9 protein-coding genes and 1 pseudogene are annotated in these 13,363 nt (G+C 40.6%); 3 read left to right on the top strand and 7 right to left on the bottom strand.

What is annotated here, in order from left to right; genetic code table 11:
• The first annotated feature begins 83 nt into the window (after positions 1–83).
• The 3 genes from ACFJIZ_RS13495 (at position 84) to ACFJIZ_RS13505 (ending at position 4,435) form a co-directional block, all read left to right on the top strand.
• Positions 84–1,235, top strand: a complete 1,152-nt coding sequence (locus ACFJIZ_RS13495; protein ID WP_379084865.1) for a fatty acid desaturase family protein — start codon at positions 84–86, stop codon at positions 1,233–1,235.
• Between the two features lie 82 nt (positions 1,236–1,317).
• On the top strand, positions 1,318–4,020 hold the full coding sequence (locus ACFJIZ_RS13500; protein WP_379084868.1) for a PAS domain-containing protein: 2,703 nt from the start codon (positions 1,318–1,320) through the stop codon (positions 4,018–4,020).
• 49 nt (positions 4,021–4,069) lie between these two features.
• Positions 4,070–4,435 carry a PleD family two-component system response regulator gene (locus ACFJIZ_RS13505; protein ID WP_379084871.1) on the top strand — a complete coding sequence of 122 codons (366 nt, stop codon included), beginning with the start codon at positions 4,070–4,072 and terminating at the stop codon, positions 4,433–4,435.
• Positions 4,436–4,547: 112 nt separating this feature from the next.
• On the opposite strand, the gene fabF is transcribed toward ACFJIZ_RS13505, so the two are convergent.
• From fabF to ACFJIZ_RS13540, 7 genes and pseudogenes are all read right to left on the bottom strand, one after another.
• Positions 4,548–5,798: a beta-ketoacyl-ACP synthase II gene (gene fabF / locus ACFJIZ_RS13510; RefSeq protein WP_379084874.1), complete on the bottom strand. Its 1,251-nt coding sequence runs from the start codon at positions 5,796–5,798 to the stop codon at positions 4,548–4,550.
• A 4-nt stretch (positions 5,799–5,802) separates the two neighbouring features.
• Positions 5,803–6,057, bottom strand: a complete 255-nt coding sequence (locus tag ACFJIZ_RS13515) for a DUF2798 domain-containing protein (protein ID WP_379084877.1) — start codon at positions 6,055–6,057, stop codon at positions 5,803–5,805.
• Positions 6,033–6,803, bottom strand: a complete 771-nt coding sequence (locus ACFJIZ_RS13520) for an SDR family oxidoreductase (protein ID WP_379084880.1) — start codon at positions 6,801–6,803, stop codon at positions 6,033–6,035. The genes ACFJIZ_RS13515 and ACFJIZ_RS13520 overlap by 25 nt, the downstream gene beginning before the upstream one ends.
• Before the next feature lie 62 nt (positions 6,804–6,865).
• Positions 6,866–7,450: a TetR/AcrR family transcriptional regulator gene (locus ACFJIZ_RS13525; protein WP_379084883.1), complete on the bottom strand. Its 585-nt coding sequence runs from the start codon at positions 7,448–7,450 to the stop codon at positions 6,866–6,868.
• Positions 7,451–7,622: 172 nt separating this feature from the next.
• Entirely contained in the window at positions 7,623–8,891 is a 1,269-nt protein-coding gene (locus ACFJIZ_RS13530) for an efflux RND transporter periplasmic adaptor subunit (RefSeq protein WP_379084886.1), read from the bottom strand.
• An 11-nt stretch (positions 8,892–8,902) separates the two neighbouring features.
• Positions 8,903–10,144, bottom strand: a complete 1,242-nt coding sequence (locus tag ACFJIZ_RS13535; RefSeq protein WP_379094036.1) for a TolC family protein — start codon at positions 10,142–10,144, stop codon at positions 8,903–8,905.
• Positions 10,145–10,216: 72 nt separating this feature from the next.
• Positions 10,217–13,295, bottom strand: a pseudogene (locus ACFJIZ_RS13540) (efflux RND transporter permease subunit); the annotation flags it as partial.
• Positions 13,296–13,363: the final 68 nt, after the last annotated feature.

A 13,363-nucleotide genomic window follows, 5' to 3' on the forward strand; every position in this document is an offset into this window, starting at 1 on the left:
ATGACAATTGTACAGAATAACTCATTAATTAAACTACATTAGCTAAAATATTAAAACCATCCCTACACCGCTCTAACTCAAATATGACAAAGAAAGTCAAGTTTACAAACCTCAACAAATCTACCTTTTATGCTACTTTACGAAAACGTGTTGATGACCATTTTGAAGACCAAAACTTAAGTGTCCATGCAAATGGCGCCATGTGGTTCAAAGCGTTTTTCTTTTTAGGAACTTTTATCACCTTATACCTCCTCATTTTATTAGGAGGTTTTAGTGTATGGGCCATGTTGGGTATGGCTATTTTACTGGGCATCTTTGGTGCATTTGTTGGTTTTAACATCTGCCATGATGCCATTCATAAAGCATTTTCAGACAAGCCGATCATCAATCGGTCTTTCAGTTTTTTGTTTAGCTTGATTGGTGCCAGTGCCTATGTTTGGAGCATCTGCCATAACATTGTACACCATACTTATACCAATATTTCTGGTCATGATGAAGACATTGATGTAGCCCCAGGCCTCATCCGTTTTTGCGAAAAGGAACCTGTTAACAAGATCCAACGCTACCAACATTTTTATGCTTTTGCATTGTACAGTTTGGCCATGCTCTCGTGGGTGTTTAGAAAAGATTATAAAAAGTTTTTCCAGACCAAGATTGGATCACAGGTAGCAAACCATCCCAAAATAGAGTATTTCAACCTGTTCTTTTTCAAATTCCTATACTACTTTTTATTCATCATTTTACCATTGATTGTAATTGATGTGCCTTGGTGGCAGTTTTTAATAGGCTTTTTGGCCATGCAGTTTGCACAGGGCTTGGTACTGGGTCTGGTATTCCAATTGGCTCATGTGGTAGAAGGCACGAGTTTCCCACATCCTAATGAAGATGGGAATATTGAAGAGGCTTGGGCTGCCCACCAAATGATGACTACGGCGAATTTTGCCGTAGAGAGTAAACTGGCCGGCTTTTTATGTGGTGGCTTAAACAGACAGATAGAACATCACCTGTTTCCAAAGATCTGCCATATCCATTACCCAGCTATTGGCAAGATCGTAAAAAGTACCGCGCTAGAGTTTGATCTTCCGTACATCGAAAGCCGCACCTTTTTCAATGCATTGGGTTCTCATTACCGCATGTTGCGAAAATTAGGTAAAGAGGCTTATCTTACCCAAGAAAAAATAGTTCCTGTTCCTTGCATACTTACAGCAAACGTTAATATCAGTCAACCTTTATAAAAAGAAAAAAATAGAAATATCTTTTTTTTGTATGAACAAATGAATAAATTGTTTGTTTAAACAAACAACTTGTTAACAACGTATGAATCGAGGTTTCTTAAGTAAGGGAGGCGAATGTGGCGCTTTAATTCGCTCTATTGATTGGAGCAAAAACTACTTGGGACCTGTAGCCGAATGGCCACAAAGCCTGCTGACCACCTTAAGCATCTTACTTAATTCTAAATTCCCCATGTTTTTATATTGGGGACCAGAACTGATCTGTTTTTACAATGATGCTTATCGTCCTAGTCTAGGTAACAATGGGAAACATCCATCTATTATGGGCATGCGGGCCGAAGAGGCCTGGGTAGAGATATGGCCTATCATTAAACCTTTGATAGACCAAGTTTTAGCTGGAGGTGAAGCTACTTGGAGCGAAGACCAATTGATCCCTATTTTTCGGAATGGACAAATTGAAGATGTGTATTGGACCTTTAGCTATAGCCCAGCCCACGACGAATCGGGAAAGCCTGCTGGTGTATATGTAACCTGTACAGAAACCACGCAAAAGGTAAATACACTACAAGCTTTAAACGACAGCAACGATAAGCTGGAGTTTGCATTGAATGCTGCCGAACTGGGTACTTGGGACCTTAACCCCTTAACCAATAAATTTACAGCGAACAATAGATTAAAAAGATGGTTTGGGCTTCCACCAGAGGCTGAAATCGATTTAAGCCTGGCCCTCAATTCTATTATAGAAAAGGATAGAAAAAGGGTAAACGATGCTATATTAAAAGCTTTAGAGTTTTCTTCAGGTGGTAATTATATCGTTCAATATACCATTGTTAATGCAAAAAATGGTAAGGAAAGGATTGTTAAAGCCAAAGGAAAAGCACTTTACAACGAACAGGGCATTGCCTATCGTCTAAATGGCACGCTACAAGATATTACAGAAGAGATTGCTGTACAACAGGCCTTTAAAGAAAGTGAAGAGAATTTCCGCAAGTTGATTTTACAGGCGCCCGTGGGTATGATCATCTTAAAAGGAGAAAACTTCTTTGTAGAACTTGTAAATGATGCTTACCTGCAGATTGCAGGCAAAACCAGAAAGGAATTCGAAAACAGACCACTTTGGGAAGCCATACCAGAATCTAAAACTTTAGGGTTCGACCATATCCTTAAAAAGGTATTACAAACTGGAATTGCCCATTATGGTAACGAGCAGCCTACAACATTGATCCGAAATGGCAAAAAACAAACTTTTTTTATCAATTATGTATATGAGCCACTAAAAGATGCGGATGGTACCATCAACAGGATCATGGTGGTTTCGGTTGATGTAACCGAGATGCTCGAAAGCAAACGTAAGATCCAAGATGCAGAAGAACGGGCCAGGTTGGCAACCGCTGCATCCGGTTTGGGTTCTTTTGACCTCGACCTACGCAAAGGGACGATGACGACCTCTGAACGTTTTGACGAAATCTTTGGTTTTAAAAGCCATGCCTCTAGGGCAGAGTATGTTAAAGCAATCCATCCAGACGACCACATTATTCGTTTAAATGCCCATAGAAGGGCTTTAGACATTGGCCATATCTATTATGAAGCACGGGTAATATGGGAAGACCAATCGATACATTGGATCAGGGTTGAAGGAAAAATATATTATGATGGCGATGGGAAAGCTTTGCGGATGCTGGGTACGGTAATGGACATTACCCAACAACGCAATGCCAAAGAAGAGCTAATACAGATCAACCAAAGATTGGCCATCGCTTTAGAGGCTGGGAGTTTAGGTTCTTATGAAATTAACCTTAAAACACATCAGATCAGGTTTTCTGAACAGTTTAACCTGAACTATGGTTTATTGCCAAACATAAAGCTCAGTTACGACGAACTTTTCAATTTCATTGAAGATCCTTTTAAGACCGCGGTAATTGAGGGAATCAACAGTGCTATTGTAAATGGCAAGGTATACGGAGCCGAATATCCGATCCGTTGGCCAGACAATTCTATACACTGGATCAAAGAAAGTGGAAAAGCACAATATGATGAGCAAGGCAACCCAATTACCTTTATTGGCGTATCCTTTGATATTACGGAGACGAAGCAATTGCAGCAACAGAAAGATGATTTTATTGGCATTGCCAGTCACGAATTGAAAACTCCAGTAACCAGTATCAAGGCTTATTCACAGGTATTGGAAAAAATATTGCTAAAAAAAGGAGATGTTATGGAAGCAGGGTTGATGCGAAAAATGGATGCGCAATTGAATCGGTTAACGAGTTTGATTGGCGACCTACTTGATGTAACCAAGGTAAATGCTGGGAAACTACAATATAACCATACCCATTTCGACTTTAATGAAATGATCCATTTTGTAATCGAAGACCTGCAACATACCACAGAACACCATCAGATTGTAGAAAACCTTGAAGAAGTGGGGCTGGTTTTTGCAGACAAGGAAAGAGTAAGCCAAGTATTGACCAATTTGATTACAAACGCCATCAAATATTCTCCAAATGCCGAAAAAATCATTGTCCATACCAGCATTTCTGGTACAAACGTAGAGGTTTGTGTGGAAGATTTTGGTATCGGCATTGCGTCAGATAAACTGAATAGGGTATTTGAACAATTTTATAGGGTTAGTGGCAACATGCAACATACTTTCCCAGGCCTTGGATTGGGGCTTTATATTTCATCAGAGATGATCAAACGTGAGGGTGGAAGAATATGGGTAGATAGCACAGAAGGTCAGGGCTCAAAATTCTGTTTCTCCATTCCGATCAACCGTCATCATTATTAACCAAAGAATTTAGCCCTACAGCGACTCGATTTTTATAACCAACCACACCATGAACAAACAAAAACGAATAACAGTAGCAGATGATGATCCGGGAATTTTAGATGCCGTTGGCATGATGTTAGAAATGGAAGGTTATGAAGTAAATGCGACCTTAAACGGGCATACGATACTTAATTTTGAACAAGAATTACCTGATATCTATGTGCTGGACATCTGGATGTCGGGCACTGATGGCAGGGAACTTTGCAAAAAGCTAAAAAGTGAGGAACTCACGAAGAACATTCCAGTAATTCTAATCTCTGCAAGCAATGATTTGAAACGTTCTGCAGAAACCGCTGGTGCAGATGATTTTTTAGCGAAACCTTTTGAGATCGATATGCTGTTATCCAAAATTGAAAAGGCCCTGACAAATTAAACCTCAAACTGAATTTGTCGATTGTTAGACAAAAAGATGGATTGCCATATTGAGCCTATCGAAATGTTTCATCAATACATCTTCGACAGGCTCAGATTGACATTTATTTTAATTAAGGCTTATACTTTTTAAACAAGCTTGTAGCGGTATGTCCACCAAAGCCGAAAGTATTGTTGAGTACATAATTTACGATCTGATAGATGGGTTTGCCCAAAACAATGTTTAAACCTTCTGGAATTTCTTCATCCAGATTTTGGGTATTGATGGTAGCTGGGATTACATCATTTTTTACCGATAAGACCGAAATGATACTCTCTATCGCACCAGCCGCACCCAACAAATGACCCGTCATGGATTTAGTTCCGGTAATGGCTACAGGTACATCTCCAAACACATTTTTAATGCCCACCAATTCGCTGATGTCTCCAATACCCGTTGAAGTAGCATGTGCATTGATGTAGCTTACGTCACTCGCTTCAATCCCTGCTTCTTCCATGGCATAACGCATACCCAATACCGCACCAAGACCCTCTGGATGAGTACCCGTTAAATGATAGGCATCAGCTGCCATTCCGCTACCCACCAGTTCAGCATAAATGGTTGCTCCTCTTTTTAAGGCATGCTCCAGGTCTTCCAAGATCAATGCTCCAGCACCCTCGCCCATTACAAAACCATCACGGTCTTTGTCAAATGGCCTTGAAGCTTGAAGTGGGTTTTCATTGTTCTTACTTAAAGCCTGTGCCGAGTTGAAACCACCAACAGAACCTTCGGTGATCGCTGCTTCTGAGCCACCTGCAATCATGATGGTTGCCTTACCTAACCTAATGGTATCAAAAGCATTGATAATGGCTGTATTAGATGAAGCACAGGCAGATACCGTGCAATAATTTGGCCCATGCAATTGGTGGCGGATGGAAATTACGCCAGCTGCAATATCTACAATCATTTTAGGGATAAAATACGGACTAAACCTAGGCGTACCGTCTCCTGCATTAAATTCTTTCAATTGGCTTTCAAAAGTAGAAATACCACCGTTTCCGGTTGCCCAGATCACCCCAACTTTATACCTTTCGGTTTCATCCATTGTCGTAAAATCCAACCCACTGTCTTTAATGGCCTGGTCGCTTGCGGCAATCGCATATTGTGTAAATAAATCGTACTTTTTGATTTCTTTTTTGTCCAAGTATGCTTCGATGTTAAAATCTTTTACTTCACAAGCAAAATGAGTTTTGAATTTACTAGAATCGAACTTGGTAATTGGGCCTGCGGCACTCTTGCCCGCAATGATGTTCTCCCAAAATTCGTTTACTGAATTACCTAATGGTGTAATGGCGCCAAGGCCGGTAATGACTACTCTTTTCATAATGTTATTGTTGCGGCAAATTCTTTTCTTTGATCAGCTTATTTACCAGTTTTTCAATTTGTGGTGCAATGGTTAAAATGGCCGGAACTGCAACTGTATAGGCAATTAGCCATGATTTTAACCATATCTTAAAAAATTGATTGTTTAAACCAATGTTAACTACAATAACCACAAAGGTAACAATACCTGTGGTTACCATAGCCATTAAAAAGGCAAATGCAAGTTTCTTTTTCGTCATTTTGGTGTGCTTTCTATCCATTCTTCTCTTTTGGCATTCATAACATTCAGCGCATCAAGGGGTGAAGAACGAAACAATTCATACATCTTAGCGGTATCTCCAACACGGATTTCAAAATCATCATTTTCCAATGCCCTTAACAATTCTTGGGCAACTACCGAAGGTTTGATGCCGTTGTGGCCACCTATACCTGCCGAGAACTCCGTATCTACCAGTGGCGGCATCAATTCGAACACTTTAACAGGTGTATTTGCCAAGCTTAACCTCAACGATGTAGTGTAAGAATGTACCGCAGCTTTACTGGCAGCATAGGTTGGCAAGGTAATACCCGGTACATAGGCCACGACTGACGAGACATTGACAATGGCAGCTGTTGCTTGTTGTTTCAATAAAGGCAACAATTGTTGGTTCAATCTAATAATGGATAGATAGTTGGTCAACATTTCATCTGCTGCATTTGCAAAGGCATCCTGATCTTCATCTGCCAAATTGTAAAGCAATGCTCTTCCTGCATTATTCACCACCATGTTCAGTTCGGGGAAATCTTGTTTTAACGTAGCTACCAATTGTAGCACCTCTTCTGCTTTGCTTACATCGGCCTTGATGGCGGCCACATCACCTAACTTTGCTTTTGCTTCGTCTAGCCTGGCCTGATCTCTACCGGTAATGATCACTTTGTTGCCTTGTTCGCTTAATAATTTTGCTGTTTCGAAACCAATACCGGCACTTCCGCCAGTAATCAATATGGTATTGTTTGTTGTTTTCATGTTATGATTTGTTTTTAAAATATATTTTTTATACCAATCGGTATATTTTTAACCAAAAAAATTTAACTCATTATTATCATCTTTTTCATCGACTGCATGATCATTGCAAAATGTTTGGCTTTGCCTAATAATTTGGCAATCATTATTCCACCCTCAATGGTGGCAATCATGGTCAACGCCAATTGTTCGGCATCAACATCCGTCTTAAATTCTTTGTTTGTTATTCCCTCTTCTATGATCTGTACCAATTTGTTCTTCCAAGAAAGTACGGCTGCGGCCGCCCGTTTTTTGAGGTCGGGGTGGGTATCATCAGCTTCAATGGCTGTATTTAGAATTGGGCAGCCCCCTTCTGAAAATGGAAGATCGAATATCTGTTCATACTTATCGGCATACACCAATAATTTGTCTTTGGCAGTAGCCTGCTTAGCAAACTCAATCGCAACGGCAGTATTTAGTTTGTTGAGGTTGTAATCAAAAACCGCCAAGGCTACTTCATCCTTGTTGGCAAAATTACCATAGATACTGCCTTTTGTTAAACCTGTTGCAGCAGTGATGTCATTTAAAGATGTACCAGCAAATCCTTTCTTGTTAAAGATAGGTGCCGTTCTTTCTATAATAAATGCTCTGGTTCGTTCTGCTTTAGACATGTCTGTTTAAATTTGACAGCACAAGTATATACCGAATGGTATTATTTTGCAAATTCTTTTTTACAAGATGATTTTGAGGAGACAAATAACTGTCATCCTGAACGCGGTAACCTCTTACATTTAAGGTTCCATTCTTGCCCAGAATGACAGTTTAGGCAATCAAATTTGTTTTTTAATGCCCATGCCCTTCGGTATTGGTCAGTTTGGCATTGATAAAAAATGCACCTTTGGTTACGATCTTTGCTTCCTTTGGTATGTCTGTCACAAAATTTACAGCCGTAAAACCTAGATTAGATACTCCTCTGATTACCTCTATCTTTTCGAAGTTTACATCGGTTTTGGCTTCTTTGTGTTCCTCTCCTTCTTCATGCTTTTCTTCTGGTTTTTTATCAGTGATGATAAAAATATAAGTTTTGCCATCTGCTTCAACAATGGCATCGTTTGGCACCGCAGAAGTGGTTACGTTGTTGATGCTTACAAACCCTGTAATGTTCATTCCATCAATCAGCCCAGCTTTATTGCCCTTTACGGTACAATGCACTGGGATGGTCTTGCTTTCATTTTCAAAAGCACTGCCTATACTAAATACCTGAGCATCGTATTCAACCGTAGGGTTGTTGGTCAATGTAAAATGGATGGTCTGGCCAACTTTAAGCATGGGTAGGTCTTTCTCAAACACATTGAGGTCTAAATGTAGTTGGCTATTGTCTACGATTTCTGCCAATGGAGAAGATACATCTACGTAACTTCCAATTTTAGAGAATAGCTCGCTCACTGTACCACTGATGGGGCTGGTTACCATCAACAATGATTTGAGATTGCCATTGGCCAAAGTATTGGGATTGATGCCCATTAATTGTAATTGCTGTTGCAAAGATGCTTTTCTGGTACGCAAACTGCCCAGTTCGGCATTGGCACTTTGCAGGTTTTTCAATGCACCAGCATTGCCTGCGTTCAGGTCTTTTTGACGTTGTACTTCTTGCTCTGCAAAAGTGATCTTGCTGCCAAGGGTCAGATACTCTTCTTGCAATTGGATAAACTGTGGATTGGTAATGGTAGCGATTACCTGACCTTTTTTTACATAACTTCCAACTTGTACATTGATAGATTTGATGACCCCTCCATACAAAGATGTGGCATTGGCCTTGTTGTTATTGGGCACCCTCAAATTACCATTGGCTTTAATGGTGGCCGTCAATTGCTTCTGTTCTACAGTGCCATATTGAATACCTACGGTTTTGATCTGTTCTTGGCTTAAAGTAGCAATGCTTGGCTCTTCTTCCTCATGTGGGGCTTCTGCTGTCGCACTTTCGCTTTTAGTTTTGGGGTCAACTGTTGCTTCTTTTGTTTTTTCGCCATTGCAGGCTGTTATCAAACTTACAAATAGCGTGAGTAAAAGGCCAGTGGTAAGTATTTTCGAGTTTTTTATCTTGAAATTCATTGTGCTAGATTTTATTTATTCATCAAATAATTAATGGAGACCACTGCTTGGTTAACCTGTTGGATGGCTTCCAAATATTTCAGTTCTATATCAGTTGCCGTTTGTAGGGCATATAAATACTCCACATAATTGATATCACCTGTACGGTAGCCCAATTTTGCACCCTGCACAATTTCTGCAGCATTAGGCAGTGCTTTTTGCAGGTAATAATTGTACTGCTCCCTATATTGGTGATACTGTTGTAAGGCATTCTTCAACTGGGTTTCCAATTGCTGCTGCTGATATTGGGCCGTAGCTTCTGCAGCTTGTGTTTGATAGTTCAATGATTGTACACGTGCTTTGTTGGCCCCAAAGGTTAGGGGAATGGCTATTCCGAAACTTACTGCACTAAACCTTTTACCTGCACCAAAATATCTTTCTTCACCATTGATGTTCTGAAAACCAATCAACGATTGATTGTTATATCCCACCTTAAAATCGGGTAGCGCCAATGCTTTTTCCACTTTAATGTTCTGCTCGGCAATCAATGCGTTTTGATACAATGACCTTACAATTGGGTGATTGGCAATTGCCGTACTATCCAATAGGGCGCTGACCATTAATGGTTCGTACCTTGGGGGATTTGCAATGCTGAAATCGGTCTTAGTATTCATCAATGTTTTTAAGTTTTGGTAAGCATTGCTGATATAGGTCTCATTCTGCTGCAACAACAGGCTGATCTCTCCCCTTTTGGTTTCGGCAGTGCTCAATTCCAGTTTTTTCGATTCTCCAGTTTTGAAACGTAGGGCTGCTGCTTTTACAAAATCTATATATAAAGTATCCAAGTATTGCAGCTTGGTCTTATTGTATTGCAGGTAGACCAATTGGTAATAATAACTTCTTACCTGGTTTTTCAACTCGTTTTCGGTAATCTGTTGCTGCCATTCCTTGCTTTTTACTTCTGCGTTGACCAATGCTCTTTTTGCACCGAATAATGTTGGGAAAGGAATACTTTGAGAAAGTTCAAAAGCATTATCGAAATTGGTACTGTTGTATTGACCGAGTTGTGCGTTGAGGTCTAATTTGGGCAATTCGCCTGCAGTTCTCTTCTTGCTCTGCATGGCCAATACTTCTAAACTTTTGGCCCTCACTTCGGTATTGTTTTTAAGCGCGATGTGAATGGCATCTTCAACAGACAGGTTTTTGTCTTGCGCCTTTGCACTTGGCAAAAGCCCAAAGCATAATACCATTAGGGTGGCTATGGCCGTTTTCATTTTCGGACTTGTTTTTAAGGTTATTTTTGAACTAAAAATGATGTAGAGCAATGGCAATACAAACAAGGTTAAGAAGGTAGCGGTCAGTAAACCACCGATTACTACTGTAGCCAAAGGTTTTTGTACTTCTGCTCCCGAACTACTGCTTAAGGCCATTGGTAAAAAACCTAAACTGGCAACTGTTGCGGTCATTAATACTGGTCTTAAGCGGATCTTGGTTCCTTCTATCACCCTTTTCACCACATCGGTCCAGCCCTCCTTTTCCAATTGGTTAAAAGTGCCGATCAATACAATCCCATTCAGTACGGCTACGCCAAATAAAGCGATAAAACCAATCCCTGCCGAGATACTGAAAGGCATACCCCGAAGCAATAGGGCAAATACCCCACCAATGGCACTCATCGGGATGGCGGTAAAAATCAATCCAGCTTGTTTAAATGAACGGAAGGTAAAGTACAGTAAGATAAAAATCAGGACCAGCGATAATGGAACGGCGATTATCAATCTTTTGGATGCTTTTTGAAGGTTTTCGAACGTACCACCATAGGTAAAATAATAACCTGGTGGCAGTTTCACCTCTTTGGCCAATTTCGATTGTATATCCTCTACCACACTTTGCACATCTCTTCCATCCACATTAAAAGATACATATACCCTACGTTTCCCATCTTCTCTACTGATCTGTGCCGGACCCAATTTGTAGCTTACATTGGCCACTTGCGATAAGGGAATCTGGTTGCCACTGTTGGTTGGTATAAACAGATTGTTTACATCGGCTATATTGGTACGATGGGCACTGTCTAAACGGATGACCAAATCAAACTTCCGTTCGTTTTCATAAACCTGCCCTGCGGTTTCGCCCGCAAAGGCAGTACTGATCACATGGTTGATGTCGACCACATTTAAACCATAACCGGCCATCCTGCTTCGATCGTATTCGATACTAATCTGTGGCAAACCCGAAATCCTTTCGATCTGCGGTTGGGTTATACCTTTGATGTTGCTGATCGCCTTGCTTACCTTATTGGCATAATTGGCCAAGGTATCCAAATTTTCGCCAAAAATCTTGACGGCCACATCTTGCCTGATCCTGTCATCAGCTCGTTAAACCGCATTTGTATAGGTTGGCTAGGTTCTGCAATTACACCAGGGATATTTTCGAGTTTTTCTTTCATTAGGTCAGCCAGCTCATAAAAATTTGTGCTGGTTTTCCATTCCTTTTTATCCTTTAAAACCACAATGATATCTGTAGCCTGCATGGGCATTGGGTCTGTGGCCACATCAGCAGCGCCAGTTTTACCAACCACCATCTTTACTTCTGGAAACTTTTTGATGATCCGTTCGGCCTGCATTACAGTTTCTACCGTTTGACTAAGCGATGCCCCTTGTGGCAGTACAAATTCAATGGCATAATCACCTTCTTCCAGGGTAGGGATAAACTCGCCTCCCATTCTACTAAACACAAAAACAGTGATGGCCAAAACGCCAATGGTAATTCCGGTAACGATATCTTTGATCTTGATTACTTTGACTAAAAGTGGTTGATAGATCCTTGGAAAAACTTCATCATCCGGTCAGAAAAATTCTCTTTATGCTGAGGTTTTTTAGACAAGAACAAAGCACACATCATTGGGATATAGGTTAATGATAGGATCAAGGCACCCAAAATAGAGAAACCTACGGTTTGGGCCATTGGCCTGAACATTTTCCCTTCAATTCCCACCAGGGTAAGGATTGGAATATAGACGATCAAAATGATGATCTCGCCAAAGGCGGCACTGCTCCGTATTTTGGAGGCAGAAACAAACACCTCTTCGTCCATTTCTTTTTGGGTAAGCTTATTGATCGATTTCCTGAGGCCTAGATGATGTAGCGTTGCCTCTACGATAATTACGGCTCCATCTACGATCAAACCAAAATCTATGGCTCCTAAGCTCATCAGGTTGGCACTTACTCCAAAAAGGTTCATTAAGCCCATGGCAAAAAGCAAGGCCAATGGAATGGCAGATGCCACAATAAGCCCGGCCCTAAAATTTCCAAGGAAAACGATGAGCACAAAGATCACGATCAATGCACCTTCAATCAGGTTTTTTTCTACAGTACTGATGGCCCTGTTTACCAAATTGGTCCGATCTAAAAAAGGTTCGATCACAACGTCATCAGGGAGAGAACTTTGTATGGTCTTCATTCGTTCCTTTACCAAATTCACTACTTCAGAACTGTTTGCTCCTTTTAGCATCAGTACTATACCTCCTACTACTTCCTTTTCGCCATTATAGGTCATGGCGCCATAACGAGGCGGCGTACCGAATTGTACTTTGGCTACATCCCTAACCAAAATGGGGGTGCCATTTTTTGAACTTTTGACTACGGTATTCTCAATATCTTCGAAGGTTTTTACCACCCCAATCCCTCTAATAAAGTAGGCATTTGGTTTCTTGTCGATATAGGCACCACCTGTATTCTCGTTGTTTTTTTCTATGGCCGAAAACAGTTCTGGAATAGTTACTTCTAAGGATTTTAAACGGTCGGGGTTTACGGCTACTTCATATTGCTTGGTAATACCACCAAAACCGGTAACTTCTGCAACACCTGGTATACCATATAATTGACGGCCTACGATCCAATCTTGCATGGTACGTAGATCCATTGCCGAATACTTGCTCTCACTTCCTTTTTTAGGGTGGATCACATATTGATAAATCTCGCCCAACCCCGTAGTTACGGGTGCCAATTCTGGTTTGCCCAATCTTTCGGGTATTTCTTTTTCAGCTTGTTTTAGTTTTTCGCTGATCAGCTGTCGGGCAAAATAGATGTTTACCTCATCTTTAAATACCACTGTAATTACGCTCAGGCCAAACCTTGAGAAAGAACGCATCTCTACAATATCTGGCAGATTGGCCAACGATTTTTCAATGGGATAGGTAACATATTGTTCTACTTCTTGAGCGGCCAATGTTGGCGATTGGGTAATGATCTGCACCTGATTGTCTGTAATATCGGGCAAGGCATCAATGGGTAGTTTAGATGCACTCCAAACACCCCAAATGATCAATAATAAGGTCAACAAACCTATGGTAAGTTTGTTCCTTATGCTAAATTTTATAATTTGATCTAACACACGTTTAACGATTAATAATTGATAAATCATCAATTGACAAGAAACATAACAGTGCCTTGTGCAATTGACATCGCATAAAAAAACAGAATGATTAACCT

The organism is Pedobacter sp. UC225_65, from assembly GCF_042698365.1.
GTDB lineage: Bacteria > Bacteroidota > Bacteroidia > Sphingobacteriales > Sphingobacteriaceae > Pedobacter.